Annotated in this window: 16 protein-coding genes; 9 read left to right on the forward strand and 7 right to left on the reverse strand. The window is 71.4% G+C overall.

What is annotated here, in order from left to right:
* Positions 1–122: 122 nt before the first annotated feature.
* On the forward strand, positions 123–1535 hold the full coding sequence (locus tag ABC766_RS20555; RefSeq protein ID WP_345819371.1) for a phosphatase PAP2 family protein: 1413 nt from the start codon (positions 123–125) through the stop codon (positions 1533–1535).
* Positions 1536–1821: 286 nt separating this feature from the next.
* Here the strand turns inward: ABC766_RS20555 and ABC766_RS20560 are convergent, their stop codons facing one another.
* Positions 1822–2934, reverse strand: a complete 1113-nt coding sequence (locus ABC766_RS20560; protein ID WP_345819372.1) for a hypothetical protein — start codon at positions 2932–2934, stop codon at positions 1822–1824.
* Positions 2935–3475: 541 nt separating this feature from the next.
* Here ABC766_RS20560 and ABC766_RS20565 point away from each other — a divergent pair.
* The 5 genes from ABC766_RS20565 (at position 3476) to ABC766_RS20585 (ending at position 8076) form a co-directional block, all read left to right on the forward strand.
* The gene (locus tag ABC766_RS20565; RefSeq protein ID WP_043387797.1) at positions 3476–4864 is read left to right on the forward strand and encodes a deoxyribodipyrimidine photo-lyase; all 1389 of its coding nucleotides are present in this window, start codon (positions 3476–3478) and stop codon (positions 4862–4864) included.
* A 284-nt stretch (positions 4865–5148) separates the two neighbouring features.
* Entirely contained in the window at positions 5149–5436 is a 288-nt protein-coding gene (locus tag ABC766_RS20570; RefSeq protein WP_043351140.1) for a GCG_CRPN prefix-to-repeats domain-containing protein, read from the forward strand.
* Positions 5437–5539: 103 nt separating this feature from the next.
* On the forward strand, positions 5540–6919 hold the full coding sequence (locus ABC766_RS20575; protein ID WP_427902251.1) for a chloride channel protein: 1380 nt from the start codon (positions 5540–5542) through the stop codon (positions 6917–6919).
* Positions 6920–7031: 112 nt separating this feature from the next.
* Complete coding sequence (locus tag ABC766_RS20580) at positions 7032–7211, forward strand: DUF1328 domain-containing protein (RefSeq protein WP_043351142.1); 180 nt, start codon at positions 7032–7034, stop codon at positions 7209–7211.
* 10 nt (positions 7212–7221) lie between these two features.
* Positions 7222–8076 (forward strand): SDR family oxidoreductase, encoded by an 855-nt coding sequence (locus ABC766_RS20585; protein WP_345819373.1) that lies wholly within the window; start codon positions 7222–7224, stop codon positions 8074–8076.
* Between the two features lie 182 nt (positions 8077–8258).
* Here the strand turns inward: ABC766_RS20585 and ABC766_RS20590 are convergent, their stop codons facing one another.
* Positions 8259–8519 carry a PepSY domain-containing protein gene (locus ABC766_RS20590; protein WP_078947335.1) on the reverse strand — a complete coding sequence of 87 codons (261 nt, stop codon included), beginning with the start codon at positions 8517–8519 and terminating at the stop codon, positions 8259–8261.
* A gap of 548 nt (positions 8520–9067) precedes the next feature.
* Entirely contained in the window at positions 9068–10027 is a 960-nt protein-coding gene (locus ABC766_RS20595; RefSeq protein WP_043351145.1) for a cation diffusion facilitator family transporter, read from the reverse strand.
* A 193-nt stretch (positions 10028–10220) separates the two neighbouring features.
* Here ABC766_RS20595 and ABC766_RS20600 point away from each other — a divergent pair, with 193 nt between their 5' ends.
* Complete coding sequence (locus ABC766_RS20600; protein WP_043387800.1) at positions 10221–10658, forward strand: HIT family protein; 438 nt, start codon at positions 10221–10223, stop codon at positions 10656–10658.
* 3 nt (positions 10659–10661) lie between these two features.
* Here ABC766_RS20600 and ABC766_RS20605 read toward each other — a convergent pair whose 3' ends face one another.
* The 3 genes from ABC766_RS20605 to ABC766_RS20615 form a co-directional block, all read right to left on the reverse strand.
* Complete coding sequence (locus ABC766_RS20605) at positions 10662–11066, reverse strand: PilZ domain-containing protein (protein ID WP_043351152.1); 405 nt, start codon at positions 11064–11066, stop codon at positions 10662–10664.
* A 280-nt stretch (positions 11067–11346) separates the two neighbouring features.
* Complete coding sequence (locus tag ABC766_RS20610) at positions 11347–11577, reverse strand: hypothetical protein (protein WP_043351157.1); 231 nt, start codon at positions 11575–11577, stop codon at positions 11347–11349.
* 116 nt (positions 11578–11693) lie between these two features.
* Positions 11694–13757: an NAD(+) synthase gene (locus tag ABC766_RS20615; protein WP_345819374.1), complete on the reverse strand. Its 2064-nt coding sequence runs from the start codon at positions 13755–13757 to the stop codon at positions 11694–11696.
* 343 nt (positions 13758–14100) lie between these two features.
* On the opposite strand from ABC766_RS20615, the gene ABC766_RS20620 reads away from it, so the two are divergent.
* Together ABC766_RS20620 and ABC766_RS20625 are read left to right on the forward strand one after the other, a co-directional pair.
* Complete coding sequence (locus ABC766_RS20620; protein ID WP_345819375.1) at positions 14101–17352, forward strand: DNA translocase FtsK; 3252 nt, start codon at positions 14101–14103, stop codon at positions 17350–17352.
* Positions 17353–17635: 283 nt separating this feature from the next.
* Positions 17636–18547: a LolA family protein gene (locus ABC766_RS20625; protein WP_345819376.1), complete on the forward strand. Its 912-nt coding sequence runs from the start codon at positions 17636–17638 to the stop codon at positions 18545–18547.
* A 9-nt stretch (positions 18548–18556) separates the two neighbouring features.
* Here ABC766_RS20625 and ABC766_RS20630 read toward each other — a convergent pair whose 3' ends face one another.
* On the reverse strand, positions 18557–19297 hold the full coding sequence (locus tag ABC766_RS20630) for a lysophospholipid acyltransferase family protein (RefSeq protein ID WP_345819377.1): 741 nt from the start codon (positions 19295–19297) through the stop codon (positions 18557–18559).
* Positions 19298–19377: the final 80 nt, after the last annotated feature.

A 19377-nucleotide genomic window follows, 5' to 3' on the forward strand; every position in this document is an offset into this window, starting at 1 on the left:
GGGGATCCGGCTCCGGCCTCGGGGGCCCCGTCAAAGATGGGGATGCCGGGGCCGCGCGCGATTGCAACGCGAGGGCGGCCGGCTCTAGCGTCCGGCACGGCTTCGGCGAGGGAGACGGCTGCATGTTCGGGACGCTGCGGGTCGGATTGGCGCTGCTCGGGGCGGCCTTGCCCCTTCAGGCCGTCGCACAGTCGGCCGCCAACCTGACGGCCCTGCGCGGGCTGGTCCCGGTGGCGCGGTTGCAGGCCTCGCCCGCGGGCAAGGCGGCGCTCGACGCGAACCTGCAGGTCACCGGCGACATCCAGACCGGCGACCTCAAGCAGCCGACGCTCCTGCCGTTCCCGGAGCAGCAGCAGCTCGCCCTGCGGGACTGCTTCATCACCGACGGCAACGCCGCCGGCCTCGCGGACGGTCTGGGCACGACCCTCGCGCAGGCCTACCAGGCCAAGGCGACCTACAGCGACTACAAGACCTTCACGAGCATCGCGCCGGCGGTGGCCAACCTGATCGGCTACACCAACAACGTCACCAAGTCGGATTCGAATTCCGGCAAATACTTCTTCGCCAACGCCACCACCAACGGCAAGACCCCGGTCACCGACGCGGCTGCCGCGATCCTGGCGGACGCCGCCGTGACCGACGTGTTCGGCAAGGCCTATGACCGGCCCGCCGGCAGCCCCGGCGCCGACCGCTACGGCAATTCGCGCCCGTTCCAGACCCTGCCGCGCCTGCGGGCCTATCGCGGCCAGGATTACTTCGGCGCTCCGTCCCACAGCCTCGACTGGTTGCGCGGCCCCGCGCAGGATCTCGTCAACAGCCCGTCCTATCCGAGCGGCCACACCACCTACGGCTACACCGAGTCCATGGTGCTCGCGCTCCTTGTCCCCGAGCGCTACCAGCAGATGGTCGCCCGCGCCGCCGAGTACGGCAACGACCGGATCATCGTCGGGGCGCATTACGCCATGGACGTGCTGGGCGGCCGGGCGACCTCGCTGCACGCCCTGGCCCATCTGCTCGCCAACGATCCGGTCTATGTCGGCCAGATCCGGAAGAATCCGGCCGTCCTCGATCAGGCGACCGCCGAGGCCGACAGGACGGTGGGCGTGACCGATTACCGGGCGCTCCTGGCCGAGGCCCGCGCGGCGATGGCCGAGGCGCTGAAGGCCGGCTGCGGCGATACGGTGGCGGCCTGTGCCGCAAAGGATACGGGCCGCTTCAAGGACCCGGCCGCCAACGCGGCCTTCTACGCGGCGACCCAGACCTACGGCCTGCCGGTGGTGCACCCGGAGACCGCCGGCCGGCAGGAGGATGTCGCCAAGATCGCCCCGGAGGCCGGGCACCTGCTTACCGCGGCCTTCCCGGCGCTGACGCTGGACGAGGCCAACGCCATCCTCACCGAGACGCAGGGACCGGGCGGCGGCTTCCTCGACGACGGCTCGGAATTCGGCGTCTACGCCCGCCTCGACCTCTATACGGCGGCCGGCAAGGCCGCCGCGCTGGCGGCGCAACGGGCGGGGACCAGCGCGACGCGCTGAGGGTCCGGCGGTCTCGACCGCCGCGACGCCGCCGCCACCGGAGCCGGGGGCGCCGCGCGCCCTTCACCCGGGCGCGCCGGATGCTGCGCCCGTCCGTGCCCTTCTTCAGGCTGCGCTCGATCGGCTGCTGCCGGCCCGATACCCCGATCGTCAGTTCGGCCTCGAGATCGAAGGGGCCGGCGGTCGCGCCCGCTCCCTCCACCCGGGCCGGAACGACGGCACGCCGGCGCGGCCGGCGCCGTCGGGACAGGGCCGAGGGCGCCGCCGCGGATCCCGGCGCCGCCGCTTATGGCGTCCGCTTGCGCAGAACGAACTGTCCCAGGGCCAGGAACTTCTGCGCCCGCTTGCCCGTGTCGACCTCGGTGGTGAACACGTTGCCCTGCGAGTCGATCGCGAGGTTGTGGACCCAGTGGAACTGGCCCGCCATGCGCCCGTTCCGGCCGAAGGCGCCGACAACCTCACCCGTATCCCGCGCGAGCGTGCGCACCTCGTTGTTGGCCCCGTCGGCATTGAGCAGGTAGGTCTCGTCGGCGTCCGGCCAGAGGGCCAGTTCCCAGACCGAGCCGTTGGCCCGGGTGTTCTTCTCGACAAGGATCTCCTTCACGAAGGTCCCGTCCTTTTTGAAGACCTGGATGCGGTCGTTGGTCCGGTCGCAGACATAGACCAGCCCGTCCCGGGCGATCCGCACGCAATGGACCGGGTTGGCGAATTGCCGGGACGGGGCCGCCGCCGGATCGTAGGGGCCGAGCTTGTCGTCGGTCGGCGGCTTGCCGTAGGCGCCCCACATCCGCTTGAACGCGCCCGTGTCCCGGTCGAAGACGATGATGCGGTGATTGAAGTAGCCGTCCGCGACGTAGACCTCGTTGGCCGCCATGTCGAAATCGACGTTGGCGGGCTTGCCCAGGCGGGTCGTGTCCTGGCTGTCGGTCTGCGGACCGGACTTGCCGATCTGCAGGACGAACTTGCCCTCGGTGGTGAATTTCAGGAGCTGGCCGTCCTGCTCGCCGTTGCCGGCGATCCAGACGAAGCCCTGGCCGTCGATCTGGATCCCGTGCTCGTTGGACGGCCAGTCGTAGCCGGTGCCGGGGCCGCCCCAGCTCCGCAGCAGCGTCCCGTCCTGGGCGAATTCCAGAACCGGCGGGGCGGGCCTGCAGCACTTCGTGCGCGGCGGATCGAGGCTGGCCGCCTTCTCGTCGTCGGTGAGCGTCCGCGGCCGCTGGACCACCCAGACATGATCCTGGGCGTCGACGGCGACGCCGGCCGCCTGACCCATGATCCAGTCGTTCGGCAGCGGCTTCGGCCAGGACGGGTCGACCTGGAACCGCGGCGGCTCCGCGGTCGCAGGGCCCGCGAGGGCGAGCAGGCAGGCGAGCGCCGGCAGGGCGGTGACGATTCTCATGGCGTGTCCTCCGGCGCCTGTCCCGGCGCTCACCGCCAGTCTGGCGGCCGGGTCCGGCGGGATCCAGCGGGACGCACGCGCTTCGGTGACAGAGGCTGCCCGACCACCATCCGGACAGAAAAAAGGCCACTCCCGAAGGAGCGGCCCGAAGTCTAGGGAGGAAACGCCCAAGAAGGGCTGCGAGAGGGCGACGCCATCGCCTTCCCGCGCTGCACAATCTGCGCCCCTGGACGGAAAATTCAAGGGCATTCAGGACAGCAGGGCTGTCCTTTGTGTGCCCGCGCACGCATCGCCGCAGGCCTGTGTTGAAAATGTCGCAGATCGGCCGGCCCGGTCGAAACCTGCTTTGTGTCCACGGAATCCGATCGATTATTGCGCAAGCCGCTGATGAATCGCGATTTTGCAGGATCGAACCCGGGCCCGGCCCGAGGGTTCGACTGCGGCTTTTCATCCGCGCCGTCCGGACGGACGAATTGCCCGAACGCTCTACCTTCTCCAGCCAAGTTTCCGGCGCGGCGCGCCAAGCAAGGGGCAGGTCAGCATGGCGATCCAGGGTGAGCGGATCCGGATCCTCAACGATGTCGAGCCCCGCGGAGACGGCGCCTACGTCCTGTACCTGTTGCAGCAGGCCAACCGGGCGACGTTCAACCCGGCCCTCGAGCTCGCCATCGAGGAGGCGAACCGCCTCGGCCTGCCGGTGGTCGCCTGCTTCGGCCTCCTCGACGGCGCCAGCGGCTTTCCCGAAGCCAATGCCCGGCACTACGCCTTCCTGCTGCAGGGTCTCGCGGATGCGAAGGCGGGCCTGGAGAAGCGCGGGATCGGCTTCGTCATGCGCAAGGTCTCGCCCGCGCAAATCGCCATCGACCTCGCCGCGGATGCGGCGCTCCTCGTCCTCGACCGCGGCTATCTCGCCATCCAGAAGGGCTGGTACCGGGAGATCGCCGAGGCGGTGACGACGCGGATCGTCCAGGTCGAGGGCGACGTCGTCGTGCCGGTCGAGACGGCCTCGGGAAAGCACGAATACGCCGCCCGGACGCTGCGGCCGAAGCTGAACCGGCTGTGGGACCCGTTCATCGCGGCGCTGAAGCCCCGCACGGTGAAGCACAAGGCCGATCGCCTGAAGCTGAAGAGCGCGGTCGACGTCTCCGATCCGGAGGCGGTGCTCGCCGGGATGAGCCTCGACCGGGCGGTCGGGCCGGTGAAGCGGTTCACCGGCGGCGAGACGCAGGCCCGCAAGCGCCTGAAGGCGTTCCTGAAGGATGGGTTTGCCGGCTACGGCGCGGGGCGCAACAGGCCGGAGGCGGCGGCCGCCTCGCACATGAGCCCGTACCTGCATTTCGGGCAGATCTCGCCGGTCGAGATCGCCCTGGCGGTCCGGGAGGCCGGGATCGGCGATTCCGACGACCGCGGTGCCTATCTGGAGGAGCTGATCGTCCGGCGCGAGCTCGCCATGAACCACGTCTTCTACACGGAGGGTTACGACGACTACGACAAGGCTGTCCCGGACTGGGCGCGCAAGACGCTGGCCGAGCACGCGACGGACGCGCGCCCGCACGCCTACTCGGAGAAGCAGCTCGCCGCCGGCGAGACCCACGACCGCTACTGGAACGCCGCGATGCGCGAGATGCGCGAGACCGGCTACATGCACAATCAGCTGCGGATGTACTGGGGCAAGAAGATCCTCGAATGGTCCCCGTCGCCGAAGGAAGGCTTCGCCCGGACGCTCCGGCTGAACAACCGCTACTTCCTCGACGGGCGCGATCCGAACTCCTTCACCAACGTCGCCTGGGTGTACGGCCTGCACGACCGGCCCTGGCAGAAGCGCAAGATCTTCGGCACCGTGCGGTATCAGAGCGAGAACTCGCTCAAGAAGTTCGACGCCAAGGCCTATGTGCGGGCCGTGGAGACGCTCTGCGCGGCCGAGGGGTGAGGGGGCGCGCCGCCCGTCCCGCGTTTTCCGGGCGCAGGAGCATCGTCGCAATCATCGCGCGACGGCGCGCCCGGTCCGTGCGGTCCCCCACCGTATTGCAACGCTTTCTTCGGCCGGATCCCGAGCCTCTGCAGCACACAGGTTTGTGAAGAAACGCTGCCCCGGCTCCGGGTGTTTCGAGCGCACTTCCGGCTCCTCGCAAACGGCCGGACATCATCCGGTGACATCTCGGTCCGACCGAGACCGGATCACCGCTATAGCTTGCGACTGAAAGGAGGACGACGATGCGAATGAAGCTTGCAGGCGCAGCACTCCTCGCGCTCGGAACCTTGACCGCCACGGTCGGCACGGCGGACGCCGCCCAGGGCTGCGGCCCGGGCTTCCACCGGGGCTGGTCCGGCTGGTGCAAGCCGAACTGGCGTCCCTACGCCTACCGCCCGGTCTACTACGCCCGGCCGGTGGTCTATGGCTGGCACCGTCCCTGGGCTTGGCGCCGGGTCGGCTGGCACCGCCCCTGGGGCTGGCACCATCATGGGGGGTGGCGCCGGGCCGCGTGGCATTACCGCTGGTGAGCGGTGGGGCCGGCACGCGCGTGCCGGCCCCCCTTGAAACGGGTCTTTCCTCGACCGTTGCGCTATAGCGTCCGCTCCGGCTGCGCGGACGAGGTGCTCTTTCATGGTCGAGATGCGGGACGACGTTGGGGACACCCGGGATGCCCCGCCGCCGCAACGCTCGCGCTACCGCCGCTCGATCATGCGCCTGCGGTCGGCCTCGATGGAGGCCTTTCCCCTCTGGCGCGGGCGCCTGCTCTTCCTGGTCGGCGGCATCGGCGTGGGCCTCGCCGCCGTGCTGATGGCCAAGGGCGCCGACCTCGCGCAGGACGGGTTCCGGCGCCTCACCGCGCCCTCGCCGCTGATCGCCCTGGTGCTGACGCCGGCGGGCTTCGCCCTCGCGGCGCTCCTGGCCCGCACGGTCTTCCCGAATTCGCAAGGGTCGGGGATCCCGCAGGTGATCGCCGCCCGGCATGCCCGGGACGCGCGCTTCCGCTTCTCCCTGATCTCGCCGCGGGTGGCGGTGGGCAAGGTGCTGGTCCTGTTCCTGGGCCTGCTCTGCGGCGCCTCGGCGGGCCGCGAGGGGCCCACCGTGCAGGTGGGCGCGGCGATCATGGCGGCCTTCGGGCGCCTGACGCCCGAGCGCCTGCCCGGGCTGCTGCTCGCGGGCGGCGCGGCCGGCGTCGCGGCGGCCTTCAACACGCCGCTGGCCGGCATCGTGTTCGGCATCGAGGAACTGGGCCGCGCCTACGAGGCGCGCTCCTCGGGCCTGATCGTCGCCGGGATCGTCGCGGCGGGCCTGACCTCCCTCGGGCTTCTGGGCAATTACACCTATTTCGGGACGACCGATGCCGCCCTGCCGCTGGCGGCAGCCTGGATCGTGCCGCTCGTCGCCGTGGTCGGCGGCCTCGCGGGCGGGCTGTTCAGCCGCGTCGTGATCCTGTTCGCCCGCGGCCTGCCCGGGGCGGCCGGGCGGCTGATCCGGCGGCGGCCCGTCGTGTTCGCCGCGGGCTGCGGGCTGTGCGTCGCCCTCTGCGGCCTCGCCTCCGGGGGCGCGGCCTACGGGACCGGCTACGAGGAGGCCCGGGCCATCCTCCACGGGGATGCGGCGGCCGGCTGGACCTACGCGCCCCTGAAATTCGGCGCCACCGTGCTGAGCTCGATCAGCGGCATCCCCGGTGGCCTGTTCGCGCCGTCCCTGGCGGTCGGCGCCGGCCTCGGCGGCACGGTCCACGGCCTCCTGCCGGACATGCCCGTGGGCGCCCTGGTGCTGATCGGGATGGTGGCCTACCTGACCGGCGTGCTGCAGGCGCCGATCACCAGCTTCGTCATCGTCACCGAGATGACCCAGAACCACGCGATGGTGATCCCGCTGATGGTCGCGGCCCTCCTGGCCGACGCCGCCTCCAAGGCGGTCTGCCGGGGCGGGCTCTACCACACCCTGGCGGAGATCATGCTGGAGCGCGCCGACGTGCCGGCGCAGCCCGTGGCGAAGACCGGTTGACCTCACGTAAGACTATAAGCGGCGCGGGCCGGAATCCGCGGAACGGTCTCGCTTGGCGTCGGTTGAGGCAGAAGCGACAGGCCCCGCGCCGGGCCGCAGCCGGAGTGACGTCATGACCCTTCTGAAATGGGCCCTCATCTGCTTCGTGATCTCGCTGATCGCCGGCGGTCTCGGCTTCACCGGAATCGCCTCGGGAGCCGGCTCGCTGGCCCGCATCCTGTTCGGGCTGTTCCTGGTCATCGCCATCGTGATCGTGGTCATCGCCTTCGCGGTCGGTCAGGCGGTCTTCTGAGGCCGGCGCCGTGCGCGGCACGGTCTGCCTCGTCACCGGGGCGACCGGCGGCATCGGCTACGAGACGGCCCTCGGGCTCGCGCGCCTCGGCGCGCGGGTCGCGATCGTCGGCCGGGACGCCGGGAAGCTGCAGGCCTGCGCCGACCGGATGCGCGCCGCGGTACCCGGCGCCGCCGTGGAGCCGCACTGCGCGGACCTGTCCGCGCAGGCCGAGATCCGCCGGCTCGCCGAGACCCTGCGGGCCGCCTATCCGCGCCTCGACGTGCTGGTGAACAATGCCGGCGCGATCTTCGACCGGCGCACGCTGACCGCCGACGGCATCGAGCGCACCTGGGCGCTCGACCATCTGGGCTACGTGCTCCTGACCCTCGAACTCCTCGATCCCCTGAGGCAAGCGGCGGCGGCCGGCGGAAGGCCGCGGATCGTCAACGTCGCCTCGGCGGCCCATTACCGGGGGCATATCGACTTCGACGACATCGAGGGCGCCCGGCGCTACCAGGCGATGGGGGCGTATGCCCAGGCCAAGCTCGGCAACGTGCTGTTCACCTATGCCCTGGCCCGCCGGCTGCGCGACAGCGGCATCACGGTGAACGCCGTCCATCCGGGGGTGGTCAACACCGGCTTCGCCAAGAACACCGGCGGCCTGTTCGGCGCGGCCTGGGCCCTGATGCGGCCGTTCCTGATCACGCCCGAGAAGGGCGCACGGACCTCCCTCCGCGTGGCCAGCGCCCCTGACCTCGATGGCGTCACCGGCCGCTACTTCTCGCGCGGGCAGCCGAAGGTCTCCTCGGCCGAGAGCCGCGACGAGGCCGTGCAGGAACGGCTCTGGGCGCTCAGCCTCCGTCAGGTCGGCCGGAGCGACTGAACGGCGCGCCCGTCCCGATGGACGCGCCGGCTGGCGGCACCGGCCTCGTGGAGGCGGACGAGACCTTCAGACGAGACCTTCATCGGCGTTGAGCCCGGCAAGCCGAAAACACGTCAGGTCGAAGCACGAACGACCGACGATCCGGCGGCACACCCGCAACGCATGGTCCGCCCTTGGCCGCCCTAATGGGGGGCCTCGCCGAGGATTTCCCCCGTCTTGGGATCAAGCTCGAACTTCATTTTCTGTCCGTTTTTGATCCCTTCGCCGTCCCAATGCCCATCGTCGGCCTCGATTTTCGTGATCGACGTGTAGCCCGACGACAGAAGCTTGGCTTTGACCTGTTCCACCGGCATCCAGTCCGGCCCCGGCTGATCGGCCATGGCGGTGACGGGCGCGCTCGCGCCGAGGGCAAGGGCGAGTGCGAGCATCGTTCGCTTGATCATTGTCCGTATCTCATGAGGTCACGCGGAGAATGATCTAGGGCGCCCCAGTCATCCGGGGGGTATCGCATCGCCATTTTCTGCCGGCCGCTTCAGTCACCGGCCCTGGCGGACGGCCGAACGATAGAATTGCCGTTCCGAAAGACTGAACCAATGTCGCGACGCGGCTCTCGTCGCGATGCCGAAGATGGCCGAACTCAGATCTGTCTCGCAGACGCCGCGTCCCTCGAAGGGGGCAGCCGCGCAGGCGTGGAACGGGCTGCCATCGGGACGAGCCGGGCGATACTGACCCTCGCCCGAGAGGGCGCAAGGGACGCATCGCCCCGCGGGCGATGTCGTGGGTGGTCGCAAGCGCGGCGATCTCCGCCACGAGATCGGGGGCGCCGCACGTCGTCATGGCCGTCCCGGCGAGGGGTGCGGCCCTCCTCGCCCCGATGCTCGACCGGCCGCCGTCTGACGTGTCCCCGCGTGAGGATGCGGGATCGACGCCGCGATCCGGCTCCGCCGCTTCAGATGCGAGACCCGCGGGCCGGGGGCCCAGCGAGTCCCGTTCAGGCCGCCCGCCGCACCGTGTGGTCGCCGTGGTGCTGGATCTCGATGAACACCCGGGTCACGTCGGGGCTGCGCGCCTTCAGCGCCCGGTCGAGACGGGTCACGAGGCTCTCGACATCCCCGGCGCTGAGGTCGTCGGCCATGTCGATGCTGAGATTGACCAGGATGTCGGAGGGGCCGAGGTGCTGGGTCAGCACCTCGTTGATGTGGAGCACGCCCGGCTCGGCTCGGGCCAGCTCCGTGATCGCCGCGACGATCTCGGGATCGGCCGCCTCGCCGATCAGAAGGCCGTGGGTCTCGACCATGAGGAACACCGCCATGCCGACGAGCACGAGGCCGATGCCCACCGACGCCCAGCCATCGAGGCTCGGCATCTCCAGGATATGCGACAGGGCCACGCCCGCGAGCGCGATGACGAGGCCGATCAGGGCGGCGGTGTCCTCGGCGAGCACCGTGAACAGGGTCGGATCCTTGCTGCGCCGGATCGCCCGCACGGCCGAATGCTGGCCCTTCTCAGCCCAGAACTGGCGCATCGCCACGAAGAAGGAGGTGCCCTCCGCCGCGATGGCGAAGCCGAGGATCCCGACATTCACCCAGAGGCCCGGCAGCCGATAGCCGAACAGCTCGGCATCGACGTCCGGCTCGGGATGGCGGATCCGCTCGATCCCCTCGTAGATCGCGAAGAGGCCGCCGCCGAGGAAGATCATCAGCGCCACCACGAAGGCGTAGAAGTAGATCTCGCGCCCGTAGCCGAACGGGTGGCGGGCATCGGCCGGGCGCCCGGCCCGCTTCATGCCGACGAGCAGCAGCACCTGATTGGCCGTGTCGACCACCGAGTGCACGCCCTCGGCGAGCATCGCCGTCGAGCCGGTCAGCGCACCGCCCACGAACTTCGCCGCCGCGATGGCGAGATTGGCCCCCGCGGCCGCGTAGATCGCCCCCGTGCTCTCGTGCGCCATCCGGAACTCCTTGCGCGCGCCGCGTGCCGACTTGCGCGCCTCGTTGGAAGCCGGACCGACGAAGCCCGGCACGGCGCTGCGGCCGCGGCGAGGCAAGCGTTGCGGCAGGCCGCTTGTTCCCGTGTGGACGCGGGTGGGTGGCCCGTGCAACCTGCAACCGCTCGACGACCGCTCACGGAGACCCGGAGGCAGCATGGCCGACGCCCCCTACGATCCCGACAACATCTTCGCCAAGATCCTGCGGGGCGAGATCCCCTGCCACCGCGTCTACGAGGACGACCATACGCTGGCCTTCATGGACGTGATGCCCCAGGGGGAAGGCCACACCCTGGTGATCCCGAAGGCGCCGGCGCGGGGCCTGCTCGATGCCGATCCGGAGTCGCTCGGCGTCCTGATGGCGCGCGTCCAGAAGGTCGCCCGCGCCGTGAAGGCGGCGTTCCAGGCCGAGGGGCTGACCCTCTTCCAGTTCAACGAGCCGGCCGGCGGCCAGACCGTCTTCCACCTGCACGTCCACATCATCCCGCGGCGTGAGGGCGTGCCGCTCAAGCGCCACGAGGGCGGGATGGCCGACAACGCGGTCCTGGCCGAGCATGCCGCACGCATCCGCGCGGCCCTGGAGGGGCAGGGCTGAGGATCAGGCCGCGCTCGCCGGATCGGCCGACTGGGCCATGCTGGCGAGCAGGCGGCGCAGGGCGGCGTTCTCGGTCTCGAGTTCGCTGACGCGCTTCAGCAGCAGGGTCACGGAGGCGTCTGTCGCGGCCGCAACGGGCGCCGCGGGCGCGGCGCTGGCCGGCTGCTCGAAGGTCACGCCGATGCCGTCCTCCCGGCGCCAGCGCAGGATGGCCCGGTAGGTCCGATCCTTCTGTGGGATGTAGAGATCGAAGGCCTCCGGGAGCGTGGTGGCGTCGCTCATGACGAGCCGCGCACCGGCGGAGGACATGTCGCGCACGAGGCAATCGAAGCTCGACGAGCCGTTGTTGAAGACGATGCGACCCTTGAGGAAGACCCTCTGGCGCGCCTCTCTGCGATGCTCCGACATGCGGCCGGCTCCGAAGCTGACGATGCCGCCAGTCCTGCACGCCAGCCCTTAAGGAATCTTCGTTGCGATCGCAGAGTCGGGGCCCGCCGCGCTGCGGGATCCCTGCCGACGGGGGTCCCATCGCCGGGTCCCGGCTCGGCGTGTGGGGCGATCCGGTTTCAAGCCGGCGCGGCTGGCGCCGCCGGCCGGACGGCGTTCTTCGTGCTGCGTTGCGGAACGCCGGCGGGCGGCTCGGCCCGCGCGCCGCATGGGCGCGCTCAGTCCTTCCCGATGCCCCCGCTCACGCGATGAAGCGCCGGTCCACCGTCTGGAACAGGTAGAATCCGTTGAAGCGCACGGCGGTGTCGGCGGCTCGGTCGTCGAAGTCGAGGGGTTGCCGGCTGCCGTCGCAGAGCTTGCCGCCGAAGGTCCAGCGGCCGGCGCCGATGAAAGGCGGGACCGTGCTGGCCTCAGGCACCGCGCAGCAGAGACCCTCGACGCTCTTGAGCTGGAACAGGTTGTAGCTTCGCATCCGAAGTCCTCCGCCTGGCCGCCCTCAAAGCCAAATTTTCCCAATACGGTATTTTGCATTGCGAAGAATCGGCTTGACCGTGCTCATAATGGCACAATCGGTCGAGTTTGTGTCGGTCAAGTTTCGGGGACGTTTCGGTTCAACTCCGCGATCCAGATGCGCGCCGACCCGTCGGAGGGCGCGCGCCAGTCGCCCCGAGGCGAGAGGGAGCCGCCGGCCGAGACCTTCGGCCCGTTGGGGAGCGCCGAGCGCTTGAACTGGCTGAAGCCGAAATAGCGGGTGAGGAACACGCCGAGCCAGCGGCGGATCTCGGGCAGGTCGTAGGCGACCCGCTTGGCCTCGGGGAAGTCCGGCGCCCAGAAGCCGCTGTCCCTGTCGCCCCAGGCATGGAGCGCCAGGAAGGCGATCTTCGAGGGTCGGAACCCGTAGCGCAGCGTGTAGAACAGGTTGAAGTCCTGCAGCGCATAGGGGCCGATCGTGGCTTCCGTGCTCTGCGGGCTGTCATCCTGGTCCACCGGCACCAGCTCGGGGGAGATCTCGGTGTCGAGGACCGCCTGGAGGGTGCGCGCCTCGTCCGGCCCGACCTCGCCGTGGCCGATCACCCAACGGATCAGGTGCTGGATCAGCGTCTTCGGCACGCCGGCATTGACCGCGTAGTGGCTCATCTGGTCGCCGACGCCGTAGGTGCACCAGCCGAGCGCCAGCTCCGAGAGGTCGCCGGTGCCGACCACGATGCCGCCCGCCTGGTTGGCCAGCCGGAACAGGTAATCGGTGCGCAGGCCCGCCTGCACGTTCTCGAAGGTCACGTCGTAGACCGCCTCGCCCCTGGCGAAGGGGTGGTTCATGTCGGCGAGCATCTGCCGGGCGGCCGGGCGGATATCGATCTCGGCGGCCGTGCAGCCCAGGGCCTTCATGAGGGCGTGGGCATTGGTCTTGGTGGCGTTCGAGGTGGCGAAGCCCGGCAGCGTGTAGGCCAGGATGTCCGAGCGCGGATAGCCGAGGCGGTCGAAGGCCTTGGCGATCACGATGAGCGCGTGGGTCGAATCGAGGCCGCCCGAGACGCCGATCACGGCCCGGCGGGTGCCGGTGGCCTCCAGGCGCTGGGCGAGGCCGGCGACCTGGATGTTGTAGGCCTCGTAGCAATCCTGGGCGAGGCGCGTCGGATCGGCGGGCACGAAGGGAAAGCGCTCGATCCGCCGGATCAGCCCGAGATCGGCCTCCGGCGGGTCGAGCCGGAACGGGACCCGGCGATAGGGCAGGGTATGGCGCCGGGCGTCGTCGTCGAAGCTGCCGGCCTGGAGGCGCTCCTGGGCGATCAGGTCGAGGTCGATGTCGGCGAGCGTCGTCACCGGGCCCGCGGGGAAGCGCTCGCCCTCGGCCAGCCGCACGCCCAGCTCGTCGATGCTGGTCTGGCCGTCCCAGGACAGGTCGGTGGTCGATTCGCCCTGGCCGGCGGCGGCATAGACATACGCGCAGGCGCCGCGCATCGCGGCCGCCCGCGAGAGGAGCGCCCGCGACTCGGCCCGGCCGACGGTGATCGGGCTGCCCGAGAGGTTGGCCAGCACCGTGGCGCCGGCGAGGGCCGCGCGCATGCCCGGGGGCTCGGGAACCCACAGATCCTCGCAGATCTCCACCCCGACCACGAGGCCCGGCAGGTCCTCGGCCGGGAACAGCAGGTCGGTGCCGAACGGCGCCTCGCGGCCGGCGACCCGGACGGCCTCGCCGGTGATCCCGGCGCCGGAGGCGAAGTGGCGCTTCTCGTAGAACTCCCGGTAGTTCGGCAGGAAGGTCTTCGGCACGACGCCGAGCAGGCGGCCGCCCTGGATGGCGAGCGCGGTATTGTAGATGCGGTGGCGCCAGCGGAGCGGCGCGCCGACCAGCAGCAGCGGCCGGAGATTGGCCGATTCGGCGATCACCCGGGCGGCGGCGGCCTCGACCGCGTCCAGCAGGGTCTGCTGGAGCAGCAGGTCCTCGATCGCGTAGGCCGAGAGGCCGAGTTCGGTGAAGACCGCCAGCGCGGCCCCCGAATCGTGGCACCTCCGGGCGAGGTCGAGGATCGCGTCGGCGTTGCGCTCGGGCTCGGCCGGGTGGCTCCGGCCGGTGCAGGCCGCAACCCGGGCGAAGCCGTGGCGGTAGAGGGAGCGGAAGCGCGCCGGCGATTCGGAGGTGGCTGGAGACACGGGCACCTGTCCGGATGAGGAATGGCTGCGGGTATCATATGGCATGCGGCCCGGCACGGGCGATCGGACCCGGTCGGCGCCCGCGGCGGGTTGGCTGCACGGCGCACGAACCGCTCCGTTCCCGGCATGGTTTCCGCAGCGCGGCCCGTGGCAAGCCTCCATTAACGACGAATGGCCTAACTCAGGAACAGCCGCCGCGCGTCGGCGGATCCCTGTTTCGAGTATCGTCTGAGAACCCATGCGCGCATCGGGACGGCCTCCGTACTCCCACCGTGACCCCGCCCGCCCCGTCCGCGGCGGCGACCGCTCGGGCCTCTCCCTGGGAGCCCTTGCGCACCGGCTGATGGCGCTCCGCGCGAGCCTCACCCGCCGCCTGTCCGGCTCCCCGGCCGGACTCCCCGCCCGCCCGTCCTACGGTGCCCCCGGGCGCCGGGCGGAGCCGAGCTGGCTCACGCCGCCGGGCGCGATGGTCGGCCGCGAGGCCGCCGAGCGCGCCCCGCGCGCGGCCGCGCCCGAACCGCATTGGCCGGACCAGGTCTTCGACGACCGGGCGAGCCTCGACGCCCTGGATGCGCCGGCCTTCGAGAGCCGGATCGACCGCAGCGCGTCCTCGCCGGGCGTGCTGGTGCGCCAGCCGCGCCGCCCCGCCGCCATCGCCCCCGAGGGCGTGCCGGCCGGTGCGCCGGTCGCCGCGCCGGTCCAGGCCGCCGCCCCCTCGGCCGTGCGCTACACCCGCACCCCCGATTCGGTCCTGCAGGAGCGCCGCCAGCGCGCCCTGGAGGCCGAGCGCGTCGCCCTGGAGCGCGCCCGCGCCGAGGCGCAGGCGGCCGCCCTCGCCCTGGAGACCGAGCGGGCCGCCCGCGAGGAGGCCGAGCAGGAGCGCGTCGCGCACGAGCGGACCGCCGCCGAGGCGGCGGAGCGCGTCGCCGTCAGGCCGGTCCCGCCCGAAGCCGCCGCGCCGGACGCGGAGCCGGTGCCCCTGTGGCGCCAGCCCTTCGTCGCCCCGCCGGGCGTCCGCTTCTTCCGCACGCCGGATCGCCGCCCGGTCCGGCCCGCCGTCGAGCTGGCCGCGTCCACGGCGGTGATCGCCCCCGTCGCGGCGGCGCCTTTCGTCGCCGAGAGCGTCGAAACCGTCGCCGAGGCCCCGGCCCGCGACTGGTCCGACCTGCCCGACTGGTCCGAGGTCCAGCCCTGGTTCGACGGCGGCGACTGGTCGTCCGTCGAGGCCTGGTCGGCCCTGGAGGCGCAGTCCGCCGAGGCGCCCCCGGCCCCGGAGGCCGTCGCCGCGCCGGCGGCGTCCGACGAGCGCTTCGTCTCGATGCCCCTCGACATCTCGCACCTGCGCTCGCTGCCGCCGCGGCCGGTCTACGTGCTCGACCGGCTCGTGCGGTTCGACCAGCCGCCGCGCCCCGCCGACGGGCAGGATAACGGCACGGATTCCGGCCCGCGGACCGAGGAGGCCGCCGCGATCCGGAGCGCCTTCCTGCCCCCCGCCGCGGCCCCGGCCTCCGGCCTGTCGCTGGTCTTCGGTCCCGGCAGCGCCGCCGCCGAGCCTCCGGCCGCGCCGGTCTCCGAGGCTCCGCGCCGGGCCCCGGCGCTGAGCGCCATGGCGGCCCGGGCGGCGATCCGCGCGGCCGGCCAGCCGAGCGCCCTCCCGCCGGTGCCCCCGGCCCAGCCCGAAGCCGTCCCAGCCCCGGTTGCGGCCGCGCCGGTCGCCGCGCGCGCCGAAGCCGAGCGCGTGGTGATCCCGATGACCCCGCGCCCGGTCCTGCTCCGGGGCAAGCTGGCGCCGCAGCCCGAGCCGGTCGAGGCCGAGGTTGAGAGCGAGGCCGAGCCCGTCGCGGACGAACCGTCCGAGCCGGTCGCCGCCCTGCCGGCCCCCGCGCCGGTTGCGGTCCCGCTTGTCGCGCCCCGCGCCCACCTGATCCCGGCCGGCCGCCATCTCGAGATCGCGCCGATCGAGAACGCCGATTACGAACTGCCGTCCCTCGAACTGCTCGCCCTGCCGGCGCCGGGCGGCAGCGAGGAGGTCGATGCCGACGTGCTGGAGCAGAACGCCCTCAACCTGCAGCAGACGGTCCAGGATTTCGGCGTGCGCGGCGACATCCTGGCGGTGCGGCCGGGCCCGGTCGTCACCCTCTACGAGCTGGAGCCGGCACCGGGCACCAAGTCCAGCCGCGTGATCGGCCTGTCGGACGACATCGCCCGGTCGATGTCGGCGGTCTCGGCCCGCGTCGCGGTGGTGCCCGGCCGGAACGTCATCGGCATCGAGCTGCCGAACGAGACCCGCGAGACCGTCTACCTGCGGGAGCTCCTCTCGTCGGCCGACTTCGCCGAGAGCAAGCACAAGCTGGCCCTGTGCCTGGGCAAGAACATCGGCGGCGAGCCGATCATCGCCGACCTCGCGCGCATGCCGCACCTGCTGGTGGCCGGCACCACCGGCTCGGGCAAGTCGGTGGCGATCAACACCATGATCCTCAGCCTGCTCTACCGGCTGAAGCCCGAGGAATGCCGGCTGATCATGGTCGACCCGAAGATGCTGGAGCTGTCGGTCTACGACGGCATCCCGCACCTGCTCTCCCCCGTGGTCATCGACCCCAAGAAGGCGGTCATCGCCCTCAAATGGGCCGTGCGCGAGATGGAGGAGCGCTACAAGAAGATGGCCAAGATCGCCGTCCGGAACATCGACGGCTACAACGCCCGCATGAAGGAGGCCCGCGACAAGGGCGAGACCATCACGCGCACGATCCAGACCGGCTTCGACCGCCACACCGGCGAGGCCGTGTTCGAAGAGGAGGCGATGGATCTGGCGCCGCTGCCGTACATCGTGATCGTGGTCGACGAGATGGCCGACCTGATGATGGTGGCCGGCAAGGACATCGAGGGGGCGATCCAGCGTCTGGCGCAGATGGCGCGGGCGGCGGGCATCCACCTGATCATGGCGACGCAGCGGCCGTCGGTGGACGTGATCACCGGGACGATCAAGGCGAACTTCCCGACCCGGATCAGCTTCCAGGTGACGAGCAAGATCGACTCGCGCACGATCCTGGGCGAGATGGGCGCGGAGCAGCTTCTGGGCCAGGGCGACATGCTGTTCATGGCCGGCGGCGGGCGCACGACCCGGGTGCACGGGCCGTTCTGCTCGGACAGCGAGGTCGAGACCGTCGTGGCGCATCTCAAGCGCCAGGGCCGCCCCAGCTACCTCGACGCCGTCACGGCCGACGATTCGCCTGAGGAGCCCTCCAAGGAGGGCGGCCGGTCCGGCCGGGGCAAGGCCGCCGCGGCCGACAAGGCCGAGCGCGGCGACGAGCCCGAGGAGGAGGCCCCCGTCTTCGACATCGGCGCCTTCGCGGCGGCGACCGGCGGCGAGTCGGACGACCTCTACAAGCAGGCGATCGAGGTTGTGCTGCGCGACCAGAAGGCGTCGACGAGCTACATCCAGCGCCGTCTGCAGATCGGCTACAACCGCGCCGCCTCGATCATGGAGCGGATGGAGATCGAGGGGATCGTCGGCCCGGCCAACCATGCCGGCAAGCGCGAGATCCTGGTCGCCGGCGCAGCCCACATGTCGAGCGGCGTGTACGACGACGAGTGAGACGCCGCGCCCCGGGCCGCTCCCCCATGGGGGCGGCCCGGACGTCGCATCTTCGCCACAGGGCGGGGTTCTAACGGGCCGCTGCGAAACCCGTCCCGTCCGTGAGAGCGGAGCGAAGCAGCCCAGGGCAGCGCGCCGTCCGGCACCGTGGAGCTCCTGGGTTGCCGCGCGCCGCTCGCGCAGACGACGGGGGGCGCGACGTCTTCACCCGCTCGCTGACGTCACGTTCCGCTTTCCCTTTGCCGCCGAAGCCCACGCCGTGGTTCCCCAGGAGACTCTGCCGATGATCGGCCGCCGCATCCGCACAGCCGGCTCCCTGATCGCCGCCGGGCTGTGGCTCGCGACCGCCAACCCGGCCGAGGCGCAGGTGGGCGCCTTCATCGACAGCCTGTTCGGCCACAAGGAGGAGCCCGCGCCGCAGCCCGAGGCTGCCCCGCCGGCCCCCGCGCCGGCCAAGAAGCCCGCGCCCAAGGCCAGGGAGGCGAGCAAGGATTCCGGCAAGGACCCGGCGGGCAAGGACACGAAGGCGGCCAATGCCAAGTCCGGCAAGGCCGAGCACAAGGCCGCCGAGCCCAAGGTCGCGGCGGTGGGCGCGCCGACGGCGATCGCCCCCGGCGAGCCCGCGGATGCCGCGACGCTGCTCGCCCAGGCCAACGCCTACTTCAACGGGATCAACACCCTGACGGGCAACTTCATGCAGATCGGCGCCGATGGGCGCCGGATCGGCGGCAAGCTGACGCTGGCCAAGCCTGGCCGCCTGCGCTTCGACTACGACCAGCCCTCGCCGCTCGAGGTGATCGCCGACGGCACCTCGGTGGCGGTGCGCGACCGCAAGCTCAACACGCAGGACCTCTACTTCATCGCCCAGACGCCGCTGAAATTCCTGCTGCGCGAGAAGATCGACCTCGCCCGCGACCTCACCGTCACCGACGTGGCGAACGATCCGGGCGGCGTCCGCATCAGCCTGGAGGACCGCGCCACCCTCGGCGGCACCTCGAAGATCCAGCTGTTCTTCGATGCCGACGTGAAGACCCTCTCGCAGTGGCGGATCACCGATCCGCAGGGCTACATCACGACGGTGACGCTCACGAACCTCCAGAAGGGCAAGAGCGTCGACGGCAACCTGTTCTTCATCAATTACGGGCGGGCCGAGGACAAGGCCGTGCAGCAGCAGATCCAGCAAGCGCAGCCCTAGGGGGCGCCCTCAGGCCGCCTTCGCGCCGAGGCCGTCGCGGCCGATGGGGCGCCAGCGGTCGAGCTCCCGGTCGATCGCCCCCTCGGTGCCGCGCAGGAACTCCGCGGCCGTCAGGCCCGGCGCGACGGCCGTGAGGTAGCTCACCACCACGGTCCCGGCCCGGGTCGCCATGCCCCCCGGCCAGAACAGCCCGGAATTCAGCGCCACCGGCACCACCGGCAGGCCGAGCCGTCCGTAGAGCAGCTCGACGCCGCGCTTGAAGCGCAGCGGCGCGTCGATGTCGCCGCGGGTGCCTTCCGGAAAGATCAGCACCGACCGGCCCGCCGCGACAGCGGCGCGGCCCTCGTCGATCATGGTGCGCAAGGCCTGCGTGCCGTTGCCGCGGTCGATGACGATCATCGGCGAGCGTCGCAGGAACCAGCCGACCACCGGGATCGCCAGCAGCTCCCGCTTGGCGACGATCGCCACGTCCGGCACCAGCACCAGGAAGGCGAGGGTCTCCCAGGTCGACTGGTGGTTGGCGACGATCAGGCAGGGCTTGGCCGGCAGGTGCTGGCGGCCCTCCTCCACGTAGCGCAGGCCGACGATGTGCCGGAGCCCGGCCAGGATGCCGCGCGCCCAGAGGCGCGTCGCCCGTCGGATCGGCCGCTCGGGGGACCCCGACAGGAGGAAGACCGCGAGCGGCGCGAGGAACAGGGTGGTCCAGGCGGCCCAGTAGGCGGCGAACAGGAGCGAGCGGGCATGTGCCATGGCGGCGCCTCGACGAGGGGCCCGGGACAGGGCAGGGCACGGGCATAGCGCCTGCCGGGCACCGACGCACGGCATTTCGC

The sequence above is a fragment of the Methylobacterium fujisawaense genome, assembly GCF_039619325.1.
Classification (GTDB): domain Bacteria; phylum Pseudomonadota; class Alphaproteobacteria; order Rhizobiales; family Beijerinckiaceae; genus Methylobacterium; species Methylobacterium fujisawaense.

Bases quoted from the DNA above. Each gene is read 5' to 3' on its own strand.
- ABC766_RS20580 (WP_043351142.1), top strand. From the start codon at position 7,032: ATGACCCTTCTGAAATGGGCCCTCATCTGCTTCGTGATCTCGCTGATC.
- ABC766_RS20565 (WP_043387797.1), top strand. From the start codon at position 3,476: ATGGCGATCCAGGGTGAGCGGATCCGGATCCTCAACGATGTCGAGCCC.
- ABC766_RS20575 (WP_427902251.1), top strand. From the start codon at position 5,540: ATGGTCGAGATGCGGGACGACGTTGGGGACACCCGGGATGCCCCGCCG.
- ABC766_RS20590 (WP_078947335.1), bottom strand. From the start codon at position 8,519: ATGATCAAGCGAACGATGCTCGCACTCGCCCTTGCCCTCGGCGCGAGC.
- ABC766_RS20555 (WP_345819371.1), top strand. From the start codon at position 123: ATGTTCGGGACGCTGCGGGTCGGATTGGCGCTGCTCGGGGCGGCCTTG.
- ABC766_RS20595 (WP_043351145.1), bottom strand. From the start codon at position 10,027: ATGGCGCACGAGAGCACGGGGGCGATCTACGCGGCCGCGGGGGCCAAT.
- ABC766_RS20605 (WP_043351152.1), bottom strand. From the start codon at position 11,066: ATGTCGGAGCATCGCAGAGAGGCGCGCCAGAGGGTCTTCCTCAAGGGT.
- ABC766_RS20600 (WP_043387800.1), top strand. From the start codon at position 10,221: ATGGCCGACGCCCCCTACGATCCCGACAACATCTTCGCCAAGATCCTG.
- ABC766_RS20560 (WP_345819372.1), bottom strand. From the start codon at position 2,934: ATGAGAATCGTCACCGCCCTGCCGGCGCTCGCCTGCCTGCTCGCCCTC.
- ABC766_RS20610 (WP_043351157.1), bottom strand. From the start codon at position 11,577: ATGCGAAGCTACAACCTGTTCCAGCTCAAGAGCGTCGAGGGTCTCTGC.
- ABC766_RS20625 (WP_345819376.1), top strand. From the start codon at position 17,636: ATGATCGGCCGCCGCATCCGCACAGCCGGCTCCCTGATCGCCGCCGGG.
- ABC766_RS20570 (WP_043351140.1), top strand. From the start codon at position 5,149: ATGCGAATGAAGCTTGCAGGCGCAGCACTCCTCGCGCTCGGAACCTTG.
- ABC766_RS20620 (WP_345819375.1), top strand. From the start codon at position 14,101: ATGGCGCTCCGCGCGAGCCTCACCCGCCGCCTGTCCGGCTCCCCGGCC.
- ABC766_RS20630 (WP_345819377.1), bottom strand. From the start codon at position 19,297: ATGGCACATGCCCGCTCGCTCCTGTTCGCCGCCTACTGGGCCGCCTGG.